Below are 18,385 nucleotides of genomic sequence, written 5' to 3' on the forward strand. Positions count from 1 at the left end.
ACCTACACTTTATCAACATATTAATCCATTACTCTATATTTTTAAATGTAATTAGATATGATATAATGGAAGTATAAGTAGTTTGTTAGTTTTATTAACTAACTCATTTACAACTATAGCGAATCTTTTTTTAATGTCAAGCGCTTTCAAACACTTGTTATAAGTCGCTGATAATCGAAAATAATCTTTTAGACAACACGTTGAACTTTTAATGTGTTGATTTTAAATTCTACCCTAATTCAACCTACAAGAAACGAGGAAAATTACATGTTACGAATGAAAAGTAATATCAGAGAAAATAATAGTGTTTTAGTCCTAACAGAGATTACCAATCATCCCGAAATTTCACGCACCAAGATTTCGGAAATAACAGGACTGAATAAAGCGACCGTATCAGAAATCGTCAGAAAATTAATTGAAGATGACTATGTGATTGAAATCGGATCGGGAAACAGTACCAAATCAGGTGGGCGCCGTCCCATTTTACTGACTGTGAATAAAAAAGCTGGCGTCTCTATCAGTTTCGATGTCCGCTATGATCGTATCAGTTATTTGATAACCTATCTCGACGGCGAAAAAATAGATTATGAAATTAAAGAAACAGACATCAACAAAGATAATATCGTCACTCATATCACCACCGTGGTTGATGCTTTTCGTTCAACGATGAAAAAAAGCCCTTTTGGTATCATCGGCGTAACCATCTCTGTCCATGGTGTCGTCAATAAAAACATGATCGAGTTTACCCCTTATTTTGATTTGGATCAGCTTAACCTTATTGAAGAACTGAAAGAAAGAATCGACTTACCTATTCACATCGAAAATGAAGCGAATTTATCCGCTTTAGCAGAAGCAGCCTTCGATACCGAACATCAGAACATTATTTCTTTCAGTGCCCATACAGGTGTCGGTGCCGGCATTATTTTGGATAGTCAACTCTACCGTGGATACAACGGACGAAGCGGTGAAGTCGGTCATACGGTTCTATATCCTGATGGTCTCAACTGCCCCTGTGGCAATCATGGCTGTCTGGAACAATATTGTTCCACCAAAGCCATTGTCCGAAATTTTCAACAATTAAGAAATAATAAATCGCTGAATTTTGATGATTTACTTGAAGCCTATCGTCAAAACGATGTCGACACACAGAACCTGATTCAAAAATTTTCTAAAGACCTGGGTATTGGTTTGATGAATATCATCGGGAACTATGATCCCGAAATAGTCTATATCAACGCTGAGATACTGGAAGAAATCCCCGAGCTTCTTGGGCTGCTCCAACACTCGCTCAGTTCAACGATATATAAAAGCGTCCCGATCAGACAATCCAAACTCGGACACAAAGCAAGTTTATATGGCGCTACTGTTCATAATTTAAAAGAGTTTTTAAACGTTGACAACGTCGGCTTTGATTTAGATATGGAAAAAGTACTAGAGGTATAATGAGATTCACATAAATAAAAAGAAGCCATTGTCTCAGATGACATTATATGGCAAAATAAAACGGGTAGTTTATAAACTACCCGTTTTATTTTTGCTGATTTTCAGATTAAATGTTTCTGCAACAAGTTTGTGGTAAAAGGAGATGACTATGAAAATAATTATAGATGCAGATGCCTGTCCGAAAAAAGAAGAAACGATTGCTCTTGCCAAACACTATGACCTGGAAGTTGTTTTAGTGGCAAGTATTTCCCACTACTCCACGAAGGAAGTCCCCAGCCATGTCAAACAGCTTTGGGTCGAGCGTGGCAGCGATCAGGCGGATTTCAAGATCGTGGGTATCACACTGCCCAACGATATCGTGATCACGCAGGACTACGGACTCGCCTCAATGCTACTGCCTAGAGGTTGCCGTGTCCTCCACCATGATGGATACGAGTATACGGATAGTATCATTCAACCCTTGATAGACGGTCGTCATCTTTCAGCTAAACAAAGACGAACATCAAAACGCAGTCGTGTAAAGGCCCTACATCCCTTTGCTGATCAGACTCAGTTGGATTATGAATACTTGCTTGAAACAGTGATCAAAGAAACCTTGATTAAACGAAAGGACTAGAGTCGAATGATTACGATCGGATTAACGGGCTGGAGTGACCATGACCTCATTCAACATGATCCCAAAAGAAAGCTGCAGGAGTATGCCGGACACTTTCCTGTCGTTGAACTGGATACGAGCTTTTACGCTATACCAAAACAGCAAACGATTTTAAATTGGATAGAAAAAACGCCTGAGGCTTTCCATTTTTTCCCAAAAGCATACGGCGTAATGACTCTACATAAACCTTTCGACGAAGAATTTACTACCATGGATGACGCCTTTGAAGCTTACTTATCTGTGTTTCAAACCATGCTAGACCAGCATAAAGTCAAAGCTTTCTTGTTTCAATTCCCGCCTAACTTTGACTGTGTAAAAAAACATGTCACTTATTTGCGCTATGTAAAAAGTAAAATGCGAGACTTGCCTGTGGCCGTTGAATTTCGAAACCCCAGCTGGTTTAGTGAAAAGAACAAAGAGCGGACGCTTGCCTTTTTAAAGGAGTTTCAGTGGACAAATGTGGTCGTTGATCAACCCCAGACCCCGAATAACAGTGTCCCAAAGATCCCTAAAGTGACCTCTGCTTCCTTAAGCGTCATTCGCCTGCACGGCAGGAATTACGAAGGCTGGTTAGGCGAAAACGTCACTGACTGGCGCACCGAACGGACGCTTTACGATTATTCAACGGAAGAACTCGAAGAACTGAGTGCATTAGTGAAACAACTGAACCGGGATACCAAAGAAGTATGCATCATTTTCAACAATAATTCAGGCGGTCATGCAGCCAAAAATGCCAAGTCTCTGCAACAGTTACTTGGACTTGATTTCTCCGGCCTCGCGCCGAAACAGCTCGATCTGTTTTAAAAACGACGAAACTGACCCCTAGCGGTCAGTTTCCACAACTAATGAACGTTTTAAGGTGGTTCATACTCGCTTGTCGGCGAGTATGGTCATCTTTAGAATCCTGTTAGGTAAACTCAAACCGGTTTCTGCCTGAGTTTACCGAAGTTGGGCTTTCTTCGCATCACTCAGACCAGTTTCTGTCTCAGTTTACCGAAGTTTGGCTCACTTAGCACCACTCAGACCAGTTTTTGTCTCAGTTTACCGAAGTTCGGCTCACTTAGCACCACTCAGACCAGTTTTTGTCTCAGTTTACCGAAGTTCGGCTCACTTAGCACCACTCAGACCAGTTTTGTCTCAGTTTACCGAAGTTCGGCTCACTTAGCACCACTCAGACCAGTTTCTGTCTGAGTTTACCGAAGTTCAGCTCACTTCGCACCACTCAGACCGGTTTCTGTCTCAGTTTACCGAAGTTCGGCTTACTTAGCACCACTCAGACCGGTTTCTGTCTCAGTTTACCGAAGTTCGGCTTACTTGGCACCACTCAGTCCGGTTTCTGTCTGAGTTTACCGAAGTTCAGCTCACTTAGCACCACTCAGACCAGTTTGTCCTTGAGCATGCCTAACTGGAGGCCTCTGGAGTAAGATTGATCTGTAGCACAGTTAAAAACATCAAATTATAAATAAGAAGAGGCAAAGACGGTTGTCTTTGCCTCTTCTTATTATTCAATTCTTAAACTGATGGAAGATTCGGATCCAGTACTTTTCCTTTTTCCATGATTTTTTCGTCATCGATCCATACGGTAGGTTCTTGAACAACGCAGTCGATGTGGACCCCTGCTTCTGTTATCCCTCCGAATGGCTTGTTTGAACCAAAGGCGATATGAATCGTGCCGAATACTTTTTCATCTTCTAAAACGACCCCGGTGATACGGGCTGAAGGGTTCGTTCCAATACCGAATTCTGCAATGGTTTTGCCTTCATCTGTTCCGAGTAATTCGAGTAATGCTTGTCCCTGCTTTTCCGTCGCACTGACGAGTTTTCCGTTTTCGACTGAAAGCGTTACGGGTTTATCCACTTTACCAAGCTGAGCAATTGACCCATCGACAATCAATTTACCGTTAGCTGAATCTTCCAGCGGTGCGATATAGGCTTCACCTGAGGGAACATTTCCAGCCTGTCCTTTTTCCCGGAATATCCCGGTACTTGGTATGCCTTTACGTCCCTCTATTGAAAACGTCAGGACTTCCCCATCTTTTTCGATTTTTACCTGACTTGAACGTTCGAGTAATTCGGTGAAATACTTGGTCAATTTTTGGATAGTAGCCGGGTCCGCTTCAATGGCCCCTTTTTCAAGCATCGATAACGTCATCCCCGGCATCGTGCCGATTCGCGTACCTGTCGCTGCGGCCTCTTTTTTGGCTCGCGTATGAGTCAAACTGGCTTGCGTCACGCACAAAGCCACATCCGCATCTTTCATTGCCTGAGCAATCAGTGCGGGCGGTTCTTCTCCTGATTTATAAATAGCAGGAAACTGTGAAAAGATGGTTTCGTTCCCTTTTTTACAAGCCGCTTCGTAAAACGGAAGGGCCACCTCGCGCATGCTGTCGTCGGTGATGATCACGACTTTTTCATCTTTCTTTAAATCAAAATTATTCTCAAAGACTTTGATGGCATTGTCAATATAATTAGTCATAACTTTCTCCTCTTCTGTAAATGTCTCTGCCCCTATCATAGCGAAAAAACACTTAATTTGAAAATGTTTCAAATTATTTAGAACTGATCAAGATGAGTCATTAGTGAGAGTTGTCGTTTACCAAAAGAAAGTGTAGACTGAAGAAAATGTGAAAGGAAGTTAATGATGTCAAATAAAATGAATGCATACGGCTTTTATGATCCTGAAAAAGAAAATGAGTTACCTACTTTTGAGAAGATAGAAACGGCTATTCCTGAGCCAAAAAATCGAGAAATTCTGGTTGAAGTAAAAGCTGTCGGGGTAAACCCAACAGATTTGGCGACCCGAATGATGAAAAAATCGTCGGATGATTCTTTCACTAGTTTAGGCAGAGATGCTAGTGGCACGGTCGTTGAAGTCGGTGAAGATGTCACTTTATTTAAAAAAGGCGACGATGTGTTTTACCCAGGTTCAAGTAAATTTCAAGGGACACAGGCAGACTATCATGTTATCGATGAACGCATGGCTGCTCTAAAACCGAAAAATCTTGATTATAATGAAGCTGCAGCTTTACCACTCACAGCTTTAACGTCTTATGAAGTCATTCATGACCGCTTACAGCTATTTTCGATGGCAGAAAATCCGAGTGATGTGACCCTGTTGATCGTTGGCGCAGCTGGTGGCGTGGGATCGGTCGCCTGTCAGATCGCCTTGAATTACGGGTTTAATGTCATCGGCACAGCTTCACGAGATGAGAGCAGAAAATATGTCGAAAACTTGGGCGTTAAGACAATTGTTGACCACTCAAAACCATACCGCAAACAATTGAAAGACCTGGGCATCGACACTGTTGACGCTGTTTTTATCGCTGCCAAGGTTGATGAAAACATCAGAGAAGTTGGCAAAATCATTAAACCGCAGGGACGTGTCTGTTCTCTCCTACCCTTACTGGATCCATTGCCAACAAGCTTCTTTGGCAAGAGTGTGACCTTTAGTTACGAATTAATGTACACTCGCTCTATTTATGAAACAGATGACTGGATCAAACAACATGAGTATTTAACTGAACTTAAAAATCAGATCGAACAAGGCTTTATCCACTCAAACCTTGAAATCTTATTCGACGAAATGAATGAAGAGACTCTACAAAACGCCTACAAACAGATACTGACTGAACACACCATCGGGAAAATCGTTTTAGCGCACAACAAAGAATAATCAGACTGAATATCAACTTGAAAACATAATAATAGAGCCAGCGAATGTTAACTCCTTCGCTGGCTCTATTTATTAAATAGTTTATTCAATTCGAAATTGACAGATTAGAACTTAATTTTCCCAGTTTCCTGAAAGCGACTTGATCGTACTTTCCAGTGCTCCAGCCAAAATGAAAATGATCCATGACCAGGCCCAGGCACCTTGTAAAAAACTGAAGACAAGATAGAAAACGACAATAATGGGCCAATAAATTTCTTCCAAAATATAATTCACTTTTTTATTGCGTTCATCTTTAGCCGCTTCTTCTTCAATCGTGTCACTATATTTACCATTGGTCAGGATGATTCCGTAAGCACTCCAGATATTGCCACTGTAAGTAAAGAAGATTACCCCTACGCCAATGAGTATTAACATGAATGCCACACCGACCAATACAGGAATCATTGGTGTCAATGCCCCCATCAAAACGGGTGTGAGCGACATGATACAAAGTGACACCCCGGCAACGATACTGAATATAAAGGATTGTTTATAATTATCCTGTTCATCTTGTATGCTTTCTTTGTCGATCGGCATGATAACAAACGGTGAATAAAATGGCCTCATTTCCTTGGCTTTCATTCCTTCGATAATGAACAAGCCTATCCCGATCACTGTTGAGGTGACCATCAAAAGCAAGCCGAGATATAAAGCACCCGGTATCATTGCTTGAAAAGCCAATAACAGGAGTAAAAACGCTATACCAGACAGACATGCCAATACGCCAAACCCGATATTAAGACCCATACGTGCTTTCGATTCCACAAAACGAGCCAAATCTGCCTCTCTCATCGTTGTATACTGAGTGGCAACTTTTTTATTCATGCGACTTACACCAAACTCTTCCAGTAACTCATCGATGTCTCCAAATTCGGCGATCACAACCCCGATCGCTTCATTTTCAGATGCGCCACCTTCTTTTAATGCAAGATACTTGTCTTCCAGATTAGCCAGAATGTCCACTTTCAACTGCTTCGTTTCATCGTTCATGGGGACACCTTTGAACATCTGCTCGATATATTCTCTGATAGTATTCATTTATCTTCTCCTTTGACTAAGTGATCGACTACTTCTCGAGTGATATGCCACTCTTCCTGTTTTTCTTTTAAATGCATTTTTCCTTCAAGTGTGATTGAATAGTAGGTTCGTTTCTTCCCTTGGGTAACCGTTCCAGGATACGAGATGATGTAGCCTTTCTTGCTTAAACGTGTAAAAGCGGAATACATGGTCGTTTCTTTGATAATATAATCGCCATCGGTTTTTTCTTTTATCTGCCTCGATAGTTCATAACCGTACGAATCACCCTGATTCAATAAAGACAGGAGAAACGTATCGTTATATCCCCGTATGACGTCACTACTGATCATCTAATCGCTCCTTCCTTGAATTAAATATGTATGACAGTTCTTTGTACATGTACTTCATCTGTCGTTGTACTTAGTTTACTCCTTCTGTAAGAAAATTACTACTGTTAACGTAGTAATAGGAGAGTGTTTTTATAACAACCATAAAAGTGGTGAATTCGAGTCCAATTACTCGAATTTATAGAAGTTATTTCTCGCAAATCTGCTGCATCTGGTAGGTTTATTCCTTTGGATATGATTGAAATGAACAAAAGGGAACAGGTTCGGTCGTTTGGAGGAGCTGGCGAGAACTTACTTACCGAACTGGGTACTGGTTCGGTCGTTTGAGAAACTTGGTAACGCTGTACTTACCGAAGTGGCTACTGGTTCGGTCGTTTGGAGGAGCTGGCGAGAACGTACTTACCGAAGTCAAACTGGTTCGGTAAGTACGTCTGAAACTATATGCAGAACATGTCGAAGTTAGTCCAAATTCGACATGTTCTGCTTTCGATGATCTTTGAAAAAGCCGAACGTCTCTCAGTTCGGCTTTTTCACTCATATTGTCATTTCGAAGAGACGAATAACCCCTATTCACACGAAAAAACAGACGCCGGCTCGAAAGCGCAGCGTCTGTTCGTCACTAATCATTAACTTAATCAATGTCTCTTCGTCTGAATCCGATAAAGCCGGCTACTGATAAACCAACAGCTACAGCTGTTAGTCCAAAGACGACTGTCCAGCTCCACGCTTCAATCGGAATCTCCGGCACGTAATGGAAAGCCGAGAGTGCGCTTAGCCACTGTGGAAAATCAAACAGTTCTCCAAAATATAAATTGACAAAGACAAAACCCAGGTACAGCCAGATAAGTGACGTCAACCTCGGCAACCACCCGACCAACAAGGTAGCCAGTCCGATCATGACAAAGATAGCCGGCACATACGCCAATCCCGCAAGCATCACTTTCAGGAAATCGACATCAAAATCCATAACTACAGCTGCACCACCGAAAGCGAATGACGTGATGATCTGCATGAAGATCGCAATGACTGCACTTATCAGGAAAAAAGTTCCTAAAATATGGTAACGAGAACGCGTACCCGCAATCAGTTTTTCCAGACGATTCTTCTTCTCTTCCTCCCGGATTCTGAGCAGGAATTGAACAGCCGGGACTGAGGAAAATATCCCCAGTACACCCAGGATCATCGCCATGAACTGCTCAGCCATGCTGATACCTTCTTGATTGGCAATGATTTGACTGACGATTTCGTTCCCCCCTAGCAGACTGTCAACGTCCCCGATAACTGAGCCATATGTAATACCTAACATGGCCATAGAAACGGTCCAGACGATCAGCGGTGTCCTGATCAGATCCAAAACAAAGCCAACCGGTGTTTTCAAAAAAGCGGAAGCATGACGTTTTCCGTCTCGATCAGCGATCAAGCCTGCTCCCATATCCCGTTTGTGTTTCAAATAGAGTGCAAAAGCAGTGAGTAACAGACTGAGAGCTAAACTAATAAATACCGGATACCAGTAATTATTGACGAACGGTTCCGTATTGTAAAGCAATCCCAAAGGAGAGAACCAGCTGAGAAAAGGCACACCTCCATCTCCGATGATTCGAATAATATAAGAGATCCCTAGTACACTAAAGGCCAGCATCATCGCACCTCGGGCATTCGATGAAAGTTGTGCGGTAACGAGCGTGACAGCTCCGAAAAACAAGCCGGCACTCGCATAAATGGTCCCTGTCAAAAACGCCCCTTCGACTGTCATGCTGGTGTCTCCCAAAGCGATAATCAGTGCAGCAGTAATAATAAGCACGAGACCATTTGTAACTAAGAGTAACAGAATAGCTGAGGTCGTGTGTGCGATTCTTCCCGTCGGTTGCGCTTGAATCAGTTCTAAAATACCATCTTCTTCTTCAGAGCGCGTATTTCTGACAACCAGCAAAATGGACATAATAGCAAATAGGACAAAACCTAAGATGGTCATCATATGACTGTACATAGCACCGATCGTATAATTATTCTGACCTATAACACGACCAAACAGTGCTTCCATGGCAGGATTCTGCATCGCATAGGATAAGGCTTCACGTTCAGCCGGATCACCATAGACTTCCACGAACACAAAAACACCAATGAATACATAAAAAGCAACCCCGAGCAGCCATAAAAAGATTTTCAACCAGTCTTTCTTTATGGCAAAGCGAAACAAACGACCGGTCTGAGCAAATGCTTGAGAAGCCATTTAAACTCCCCCTTTAGTTGTTTCGTAGTGACGCATAAACAGGTCTTCAAGTTTAGGCGGCGCACTCTCCAGTTTCGTGACGTGATACGGTTCGACAAAACGTAAAAATTCAGCCATTTTATCACTATCCAGCTGGAAAATCGTTTCCCCTTTTTCATGTGCGACATTGTGAGCAAAATCCTGGTCAGCCAGCGAGGGGACGTCTTCTTTTGTTTTAAAAATAATTTGTGTGCGCGTCAGGTGTCTGAGCTCATTGAGGGATCCTGATTCGACGATTTTACCTTGGCTGATTATAGCCACCGTATCGCAGAGCTGTTCGACTTCGGATAAAATATGGCTGGAAAGTATGATACTTGCGCCTCTTGCTTTCACTTCTCGTGCCTGTTTCTGGAAAACCCGTTCTTGTAGCGGATCCAGACCGGCTGTCGGTTCGTCAAAGATGTACACATCGGCATCGGCTGCGAACGCGGCTATGAGTGCAACTTTCTGGCGGTTCCCTTTTGAATAACCGCGGCATTTTTTCGTCGGATCAAATTCGAAGCGTTTGATCAGTTCTTCCTTGCGCTCTTTATCGACTTTCTGCCCACGCATGCTGAGGAATAAATCGATCACTTCTCCGCCCGTCAGATTGGGCCACAAGTTCACATCCCCCGGCACATAGGCGACGCGTTTGTGGATCTCAACGGCATCATTCCAGACGTCTTTCCCAAATATGGATGCTTGCCCGTCATCTGCCTTGATCAGACCGAGCAGGATACGAAGGGTCGTTGATTTACCCGCTCCATTCGGTCCAATGAAACCGATGATTTCTCCTTTTGTCACGTCGAAGCTGACATCTTTAAGTGCCTGTGTTTTACCGAATACTTTTTTCAATCCTTTGATTTCCACAACTTTTTCCATTTACTCAACACTCCTCTGACTTATTAATACTCTTTTTTATAATATATCTTTTTCAAATATTTCAGATGATCATAAAACTCATCGTAATAGGGTTTTAAATGCTCATTCGTAAAGTCTGTGATGGGTTCCTGCTTTAATCGTTGTTCCAGTTCAGCACGGTACCCTTCGATGGTCCAGCGGATAAAGTTAAACGATGTTTCTTTGGGTATGTCTTCTCTGAATTTCGTGAAATCGATATTTTTCGTCAGTAAACTTCCCCAAATCTTTTCAGCCTGTTCCTGTTTCGACTTCAAGTCCTCAGGTATTGCATAGTTTTCCGAGTGCATCAAGACATGAGCCATAAAGTTAAGTGCCTGTTCGTACTTTTTATAGACGTTCCATTTCAAGAGGCTCATTTCTTCAATACGCTTGAAAAAATCAGTCTCATCAAAGTTCACTTTACTCAGATATTCTCGGTAGGCAATCTCAAACGCCTCGTTGATCAACTGATTAAACAGGTTTTCTTTGTTACCGAAATAATAAAATAACGTCCCTTTTCCGATCCCGGCCTCTTTGGCTATCTGGTTCGTCGAGGCATTTTTGTAGCCTTTTTCGCTAAATTCTTTAAACGCTGCGTTGAGTATTCTCTCCTGCTTGTCTTTTTCCAGAGATAAGAATGCATCTTCCATCAGATTCTCCTTCCTTAAGAGATTTGACCACCTTGGTCAGTTTAGACTGAAAAAAATTGACCGCTCTCTTTACAGGCTTACTTTAGCATACCTGACCAGGGCGGTCAATCCATATCATTTCATTATATTTGAAATTTATAAGCTGCTTTTTTCAGAGACACGTTCCATCAAATTCAGCCCGATTCCCATAAAGAATACCCCCATAAAAAGTAAAGTAGCTATAGGTACAAACACCTCACTCACACTGCTACCTTGATTCACAACACCCATCATCCCTTGGATACCGTGTTTGATTGGCATCAGTTCAGCCAGGAACAACAGGATGCGGTTATTAACGATTTCAAGCGGCCAGAATGCTCCGCCGATCATTGCCATGGATGTGGCTACAATGGGAATGACGATTTGAAGCTGTTGAGGTGAGCTGACGATGCCTATAATGAACATCCCTATAGAAACGATCGCGAAGATAAAACTCAAGATTACTACCAGCATGGGCACATAATTGGTACCTAAATCGACGTCTATCAGATTACTCAAGATGATGAATGATAGAGCGATTTGAACGAGTCCGACTAAAAAGTAGTGCAGCATTTGCCCCAAATAAATTTTTGTTTTACTCAAAGGAGAAAAGATGAGCCGGTTCCAGGTACCCATTTTCTTCTCTTCAATCAAGTTTATCATCAGGTAAAAAATTGAAAATGCCGAGAAATAAAAGGTCACCCCCGCCAATATCGCCACTGGAAAGCCCTGACTGACATTGGATTCGTCATCACTTAAAACGGTAGTCAGTTCGATAAACGTCTGCAGCTCAAAGGCTTCTGATAAGTCGCTTTCTTCCAGTTGGGCAATGCGTTTTTCTCTGGAAAACACCTGGTCAACATGCTGAATGATCGGAGACAGTTCCATATCCTCTCGTCCGACTAGAAAGCGGTAGCTCTCTTCATTCAATTCCAAGGCGAACGACGTCTCATTCATTCGAATGCGTTCATATATGCTGTCATAATCACTTGCTTCAAAGACAAAGGTATCGTCTTCATTGAGTTTAGTGATCCACTCATCCAGTTCCTCAATCGTCAGTTCCTCGCTGTAAGTGCGCGTGATGATTTTTTGATCACTTTGGATTCCTCCCAAGAAGTTGACAAATAAGACCGTTAATCCCAAGAATGTTAAAACCACTAAAGGGTTTTTAAACAAACGCTGCCACTGTAACTTGAAAACTGTCCACATTTAATCCAACCTCCTTTTAGGGAAAACAGCAATACTGATTAAAATAAGAAGGACCGCCATCACTAAAACTCTGATCAAGAGGGGCGCTATTTCTTCTAAAGAAAACCCCTGCATAAGCTGCAGATAACTCGTCATCATGGCCCCGTTCGGCGTCCAGTTTCCCAGCTCCTTCAAACTCTGCGAGAACTGACCGACAGGCGTGATACTGCCTCCCAAGAAAGCAAAGACAGTGACAATCAATCCGTTAAACGTACTGGATGTTGAATTACTGTTCGAATACAGCGTGATGGAGGTCAGTAAACTGGTGATGGCACCTACAACAAATGCGAGAACTAACGTAGCGAAGGCCGTGTTCAGCCAGAAGGTGCTGTCTCTTCCGGAGAACGTTCCAAAAATAAACGTGCTCAATCCGAACAAAATAGCGACTTGTATATAAGTGATCCATGTCCCTGAAATCAGTTTACTCGTCAGATAATTCAGAGGCTTCGTTCCAGATACCATGAGCCGTCCAAAAACATGCTGTTCTTTTTCTTTAAACGCTCGACTGGATAGAGCCGGAGCTGTATAAAGAGCAAACATCATTCCCATACCGATCGTATAATACTGAAATGAAGAAATCGGTTCTTCAGCGTTCAGCGACACCACTTCACCATAGGTCATATCAGCTGTTTGGAACGATTCCTGTCTACCTTCCAAGGCAAGTGCTACAGACACTTCCAGATTGTATCGGTCGACAAAGGTGGTTGTAATGCTCCTTAAAATATCTCCACGTACGCTCTGAAAGTCCAGCAGTTTCAGTTCTAATTCGGAAACTGTTTCCTCATTCAATAATACTTTTTCCCAGATATGGTTAGAAAACCCTTCCGGAATAACGATCACCCCGGATACATCTCCCTCAGCAAGCGCTTCAACAGCGACTTCCTGACTCGTCATCTCAAGAGGAACGATCCACTCATTCACTTCCTCACTTTCCAGGACATTCTGAAGTTCTCTGCGCGGGTCCAGTTCTTCCGCTATAATTAAGAGCTGATTCCGTTCGCTTTCTTCCAAGCCCATCTCTGTCAGACGTTCTTCGAATTGACTCATCGCTTCTTTTGACGTTTGTTCCTCAACGACAGCGACTGGAAAAGGCTCTATTGAAAATTCTGTCACCGTAAGATTTCCCAGGGCAAAGCCGAGGATCGAGATGAGAATAAAAGGCATAAGCAAGAGTTCCATAAGGTCTGATTTACTACGAGACAATAACTGAAAGTCTTTCTTAATAAGATGCAACATACAATCACTCCCTTTAGTCTCGTAATTTTCTTCCGGTCAAGTGTAAAAAGACATCCTCCAGAGTAGGCGTTTGAACCACTATGCCAGTGATTTTAGTGTGGGCCGATTTTGCCATGTCAAAGACATCGCCTAGCAAATCGTCTCCTTTGGTGGCGATGACTTTATATCCCTGTTCTTCTTGCATGACTTTCTGCACGACAGGGTGTTCTGATAGCCGCTCAAGAAACTCCGAGGATAGGGACTCCACATCGATGCGGATCGTCTCATCACTGCTCAAAATGTCTTTCAGTTCCTGGTTTGTACCGGAGGCAATGATTTCGCCGTGATCCATGATGTAAACACGATCACAGAGCTTTTCTACCTCTTCCATGTAATGACTGGTATAGAGGATCGTCATGTTTTTTTCTCTGTTCAGTTTTCTTATCATCTCTAAAATATAATTGCGCGACTGCGGATCGATCCCTACCGTCGGCTCATCCATGATCAACACTTCCGGTTCGTGTAAAAGTGTAACGCCAATATTGATACGGCGCTTCATTCCTCCCGAATACGTCTCGACCGCATCTTTTTTCCTCTCGGTAAGTCCGATCAACTCCAGAACATCTTCGATGCGTTTTTCTAACTTTTCACCCTTCAAACCATAGATCCGTCCGAAAAACTTCATATTTTCATAAGCAGACAATTCTTCATACAAGGCGATCTCTTGCGGTACAACGCCTAACACCTGGCGTAACCCCTGAGGATTTTTCAATGCATCCTTGCCCTTGAAATGAACCTCTCCAGAAGTAGGTGGCAGCAGTGTTGACATCATTGAAATGGTCGTCGACTTGCCCGCACCATTTGGACCCAGCAGTCCGACCGATTCGCCTTCATTTAAATAGAGACTGACATTATGAACAGCGACATGTTCTTTGAATTTTTTTGTTAATTCTCTGGTTTCTAACATACATGACTCCCTTCTTTCGTTTTTTCATACTTATAGTATATACAATATAAGAGTCAGCCGCATATATTAAACCCTCAAAGCAAGTGGCTTGATTACCAACTTTAATAGGCTTTGTCCCAACACTTTTAAAGCTTTACCTTTAGTTTTGAAAAATGTTCAAATCTGTTTGCTACGTTTTAGCTGAGCCGTTGCATAATGAAAGCTCAGCCAAAAACCATCCTAACTGATTCACTTTATATCATGCTCTTTATTTTTGGAGACATTGACGTCAAAAAAAGGTAACCTATCTCACGTCAAACCACTCTCCCGTTTTCATCGGAAAGGTGCTCGCTTATATATCATTGTATAAGGCAACTGACATGCTCAAAACCGTATCAGGTGAAGTTAATACATATCTGAATGAAATAGAAAAAGCTATTCCTTTTCGCCTTTTCGTAAATAATTGGAAAGACTGATAGGAAATAGGTTTATTTCATTGACATCTTAACTAAAACTGATTAAAATTAAGGTAAGAGTTAAGTCCAAATATTTGAACACCCTCTCTTTTTTCGTTACTATGTGGACACGTGGCGCTACTCCCCCCACCAAACGGAAGAGTTATTAATTGTGAAAGGAGGATGTTACTTGAGCTTTTATGAAAACCTCAAATATTTTGTAAAAAACCATGCAACACACTCAAATAAATTTTTAGGTACGACACCAAAAAAGAAAATAACTCGGACAATATCTATTCAATATAAACACTTTTTCCAAGCTCAAGAAATAACATCAAATCAAGAAACCATTGATACGATTGTAAAATGCATCATAAAAAATGATGTAGCCAACCGATATTATGCTGGTAAAAAAGATAAGGATATTATGGAAGTTAAGGGAAAAATATATGAATATGAAAGTTTCCGAACCCAAGAGGTGCATTTGGTCCCTACTTCTGATGAGGACTTTGATCTGTATATAGAAGATACTAATTTAGGGCAACTACCAGAAACCTTTAGTAAAGAAGTCCAACATTATCTACAGACCACAATTCTTACGGCATTCGCGTATATCAAGGGTGGACCTTCTAAACATTATGATAAAGAAAAGGACTGCATCGTTGAATATGATGAACCCTTTGATTTAAATATTTATATACAGTTTTGTTAAACGAAAAAACTCTCCCAAAATCCTCTAACGGATTTCAGGAGAGTTTTTTTTATTCATTCATCAAACTACTTTTGCCCCCAGGGTATCTTTGAAATGCCCTAACGCCCAGTCATGACCCACTTGATTAAAACTGGCCACTGCATCTTTATAGATGACGATAGAAAAACCTTTATTATAAGCATCCACTGCCGTATGCAACACGCAAATATCCGTGCAGACGCCAACGAGATGAACTTCTGTGATGTCCCGTTCTCTTAATTTGGTTTCCAAGTCTGTGCCATTAAATGCACTGTACCGTGTCTTGTCTGTATAATATACGGTCTTGGCCGCTTTGATTTCCTGATAGTAGGCTTCTAAATCACCGTAAAGTAATCGGCCTTCTGTTCCTTCAATGTTATGCGGTGGAAACAAGTCGGTTTCTGGATGATACGGATCCTTTTCAGTATGCTTATCGATCGTAAACGCCACAAATTCTCCAGCTTCATAAAACTCTTTCGTTAATGACAGCACTTTGTCGTGCACCGCTTGTCCCGGTTCACCACACGTCAAGGCGCCGTCTTCAGCCACAAAATCATTGGCATAGTCAATGTTGATCAATGCTTTCTTCATTATCATCTTCCTTTCCTCTTATTTGATATTTTTGAAGATGAGTTTTCGACTGACAAAATAGTTGCTAGAAGCAATCACCGTTCCAACACCTATCTTTGACAAGGTAGGATTTAAACTGAAAAAACTGACCAGTACAAATAAACCAAGCATATCAAGCGTTGCCCCTGTTGAACGGAATAAAACAAACAAGACAAATTCTTTTACAAATGCTTTTCGTGTTTTCGTGTGCGTTTTAAATACATACCGTTTATTCACAGTATAGGAGAACAGGATAGATAGTGTTACAGCCACTACATTAGCTATCAAATAATGCCAGCCGATCATCTCGTTCAACACGTAAAAAGACAGAATACTAATCAACGATGTGACCAGACCAAAAAGGAAGTATTCAATGAACTCCTCAAACTTATAATACATTTTTCTCAATATTTCATCCCATCCCTAAGGTCTGTTTCAAGAATCTATCCTTATTTTAAACGGTCCGGCATCATGCCCTGCATGAATCCCCAGACACCGTTCGTTAAGCCTAATAGATCCCGTTCTTCTTCCGTCACATCATACCTTACGGATGCTTCTTTACCGGCAGAAACTTTTGAAACCCAGTTAGGATCGGCCAACAAGACACGACCTACGGCGACAAGTTCACTGTCTTGTAACACGGTTTCTGCATCTTCGCCCGTTCGGATATCGCCTACAGCTATGAAAGGCATACGGCCGTTGATATGCTCATGTAAATAAGTGATCATCGGTTTATCCTGATAAGCTCCATGTTGTGAGATTTGATCGGATTTTCTTAAGGAAACATGGAGATAATTCAAGGGTTTATTGCATAACCTTTCAATCAAAAAGAGGGTTTCGTTGAAACGAATACCCGGCGTTTCAATTTCTTCCGGAGAAAAACGATAGCCGACAATAAACGGTTCGCTTGCTTCTTCTTTAGCAGCATCCGTCACGGCATCCACCAATTTTTCAATAAAGGTAAAGCGACTCTCCATACTCCCTCCCCACTGGTCTGTACGACGATTGGAATGCGGTGAGAAAAACTGTTGGATAAGATACGTATTTGCTCCGTGAAGTTCGACACCATCAAATCCGGCTTTGATCGCTCGGACCGTGGCTGCTTTGAAGTCCTCGATAATTCGAAGTATTTCTTTTTCTTTCAATTCTCTGGGCACTTCAGAATTAGGTCTTAATGCTCTGACTGAACTTGGAGCGACAGGCTGAACACCTTTTAAAACAGAAGCCTGTGTCATGCGACCTCCGTGATAAAGTTGTAAGACAGCTTTTGTCCCATTCACTTTTATCGAAGAGGCGAGTTCACTTAAACCGGCTAAATGCTTGTCATCATAAACACCTAACTCGCCTTCCCAACCCTTACCGTTTTCCGAAACATTGGCTGCTGCAGTGATCACCGCTCCAACCTCTTTACTTCTCATATGGTAATAACGCTTTTCATCTTCGGTAATGACCCCATCATAAAAACTCATTTTAGTTGTCATTGGAGCCATCAAAAAGCGGTTCTTTAAAGTTAATCCATTATCAAATGAAAACGACTGCGCATATTTTTTATTGTTCATCGTTATCCTCCTTCACTCTTCCTTCTTATTGTACCGATTGGTGAATTGAAAAACAATTTTAATGCAAAAAAAAAACAGTCAGATGGGGATTATCCATCTGACTGAGGTAAGGGAATATATTAAGATTGAGCAGAATGCAGTTGAGGATAGACATCTTCAACAGTTTGCTTGGGATCGATCACAATATAAAGCACTTCGTTCATAAGGGAAGAAGTTTGATAAGCGTTGTCCTGACCATCAGTATCAATCGCTTTGTATGGGAAATAGATAGTATCTCTCTCTACATCCATAAGTTTTTCGCCACTTTTATTATCGCGATATAAAATATCCATTTTTTCAATATCTTGGAATTTTTTGATACGGGCAAACATCCCCGCTTCTAATCCACCTTTATTGATATCGTTGGAATTGACACGATCGGCTTCTTTGTTGATTTCAATTCTCAAAGATTCACATGGGTGAATTTCCTGAAAATCGCCGTCTCCAATTCGACCAAAGCTTGTTGTGACTTGTTTGATCCATAAATCACCGATTTGATCGCGTTTTACTGTCATAGTCTCACCATTTTTAAAGATAAAGCGTAAAGCAGACATAACTTTTTTCATAATTTGATCTCTCCTATTTCGTTTTATAT

18 protein-coding genes are annotated in these 18,385 nt (G+C 41.6%); 5 read left to right on the forward strand and 13 right to left on the reverse strand.

The genetic code is table 11. The features are described from left to right. The first annotated feature begins 267 nt into the window (after window positions 1–267). The 3 genes from AX762_RS08545 to AX762_RS08555 all read left to right on the forward strand — a co-directional run bounded on the left by AX762_RS08545 (window position 268) and on the right by AX762_RS08555 (window position 2,902). Window positions 268–1,443 carry an ROK family transcriptional regulator gene (locus AX762_RS08545; RefSeq protein ID WP_071848728.1) on the forward strand — a complete coding sequence of 392 codons (1,176 nt, stop codon included), beginning with the start codon at window positions 268–270 and terminating at the stop codon, window positions 1,441–1,443. Between the two features lie 148 nt (window positions 1,444–1,591). Beyond that, window positions 1,592–2,059: a DUF188 domain-containing protein gene (locus AX762_RS08550; protein ID WP_071848729.1), complete on the forward strand. Its 468-nt coding sequence runs from the start codon at window positions 1,592–1,594 to the stop codon at window positions 2,057–2,059. 6 nt (window positions 2,060–2,065) lie between these two features. After that, entirely contained in the window at window positions 2,066–2,902 is an 837-nt protein-coding gene (locus AX762_RS08555) for a DUF72 domain-containing protein (RefSeq protein ID WP_071848730.1), read from the forward strand. 708 nt (window positions 2,903–3,610) lie between these two features. Here AX762_RS08555 and AX762_RS08560 read toward each other — a convergent pair. Then, window positions 3,611–4,573: an aminopeptidase gene (locus AX762_RS08560; RefSeq protein WP_071848731.1), complete on the reverse strand. Its 963-nt coding sequence runs from the start codon at window positions 4,571–4,573 to the stop codon at window positions 3,611–3,613. A 162-nt stretch (window positions 4,574–4,735) separates the two neighbouring features. On the opposite strand from AX762_RS08560, the gene AX762_RS08565 reads away from it, so the two are divergent. Beyond that, window positions 4,736–5,770, forward strand: a complete 1,035-nt coding sequence (locus AX762_RS08565; RefSeq protein ID WP_083432895.1) for a zinc-binding alcohol dehydrogenase family protein — start codon at window positions 4,736–4,738, stop codon at window positions 5,768–5,770. A 111-nt stretch (window positions 5,771–5,881) separates the two neighbouring features. On the opposite strand, the gene AX762_RS08570 is transcribed toward AX762_RS08565, so the two are convergent. From AX762_RS08570 to AX762_RS08605, 8 genes are all read right to left on the reverse strand, one after another. Continuing rightward, the gene (locus tag AX762_RS08570) at window positions 5,882–6,847 is read right to left on the reverse strand and encodes a permease prefix domain 1-containing protein (RefSeq protein ID WP_071848732.1); all 966 of its coding nucleotides are present in this window, start codon (window positions 6,845–6,847) and stop codon (window positions 5,882–5,884) included. Next, complete coding sequence (locus AX762_RS08575) at window positions 6,844–7,176, reverse strand: PadR family transcriptional regulator (protein WP_071848733.1); 333 nt, start codon at window positions 7,174–7,176, stop codon at window positions 6,844–6,846. The genes AX762_RS08570 and AX762_RS08575 overlap by 4 nt, the downstream gene beginning before the upstream one ends. A gap of 628 nt (window positions 7,177–7,804) precedes the next feature. After that, complete coding sequence (locus AX762_RS08580; protein WP_071848734.1) at window positions 7,805–9,403, reverse strand: ABC transporter permease; 1,599 nt, start codon at window positions 9,401–9,403, stop codon at window positions 7,805–7,807. Further along, window positions 9,404–10,303: an ABC transporter ATP-binding protein gene (locus AX762_RS08585; protein ID WP_071848735.1), complete on the reverse strand. Its 900-nt coding sequence runs from the start codon at window positions 10,301–10,303 to the stop codon at window positions 9,404–9,406. A 23-nt stretch (window positions 10,304–10,326) separates the two neighbouring features. After that, a complete protein-coding gene (locus tag AX762_RS08590; protein WP_071848736.1) occupies window positions 10,327–10,971 on the reverse strand; it encodes a TetR/AcrR family transcriptional regulator in 645 nt (214 codons plus the stop codon). Between the two features lie 135 nt (window positions 10,972–11,106). Beyond that, complete coding sequence (locus AX762_RS08595; RefSeq protein WP_071848737.1) at window positions 11,107–12,198, reverse strand: ABC transporter permease; 1,092 nt, start codon at window positions 12,196–12,198, stop codon at window positions 11,107–11,109. Further along, window positions 12,199–13,473 carry an ABC transporter permease gene (locus AX762_RS08600; protein WP_071848738.1) on the reverse strand — a complete coding sequence of 425 codons (1,275 nt, stop codon included), beginning with the start codon at window positions 13,471–13,473 and terminating at the stop codon, window positions 12,199–12,201. 13 nt (window positions 13,474–13,486) lie between these two features. Beyond that, window positions 13,487–14,419, reverse strand: coding sequence for an ABC transporter ATP-binding protein (locus AX762_RS08605; protein WP_071848739.1), 933 nt, complete (start codon window positions 14,417–14,419; stop codon window positions 13,487–13,489). 624 nt (window positions 14,420–15,043) lie between these two features. Between AX762_RS08605 and AX762_RS08610 the strand changes: the two genes are divergently transcribed. Next, complete coding sequence (locus AX762_RS08610; protein WP_071848740.1) at window positions 15,044–15,565, forward strand: hypothetical protein; 522 nt, start codon at window positions 15,044–15,046, stop codon at window positions 15,563–15,565. Window positions 15,566–15,625: 60 nt separating this feature from the next. Here the strand turns inward: AX762_RS08610 and AX762_RS08615 are convergent, their stop codons facing one another. From AX762_RS08615 to AX762_RS08630, 4 genes are all read right to left on the reverse strand, one after another. Beyond that, a complete protein-coding gene (locus AX762_RS08615; RefSeq protein ID WP_071848744.1) occupies window positions 15,626–16,174 on the reverse strand; it encodes a cysteine hydrolase family protein in 549 nt (182 codons plus the stop codon). An 18-nt stretch (window positions 16,175–16,192) separates the two neighbouring features. Further along, complete coding sequence (locus tag AX762_RS08620; RefSeq protein ID WP_071848745.1) at window positions 16,193–16,591, reverse strand: GtrA family protein; 399 nt, start codon at window positions 16,589–16,591, stop codon at window positions 16,193–16,195. A gap of 50 nt (window positions 16,592–16,641) precedes the next feature. Further along, the gene (locus tag AX762_RS08625) at window positions 16,642–17,751 is read right to left on the reverse strand and encodes an NADH-dependent flavin oxidoreductase (protein WP_071848741.1); all 1,110 of its coding nucleotides are present in this window, start codon (window positions 17,749–17,751) and stop codon (window positions 16,642–16,644) included. Between the two features lie 119 nt (window positions 17,752–17,870). Beyond that, entirely contained in the window at window positions 17,871–18,356 is a 486-nt protein-coding gene (locus AX762_RS08630; RefSeq protein WP_071848742.1) for a hypothetical protein, read from the reverse strand. Window positions 18,357–18,385 lie beyond the last annotated feature (29 nt).

Origin of the sequence: Alkalibacterium sp. 20 (genome assembly GCF_001885615.1) — a bacterium.
GTDB lineage: Bacteria > Bacillota > Bacilli > Lactobacillales > Carnobacteriaceae_A > Alkalibacterium.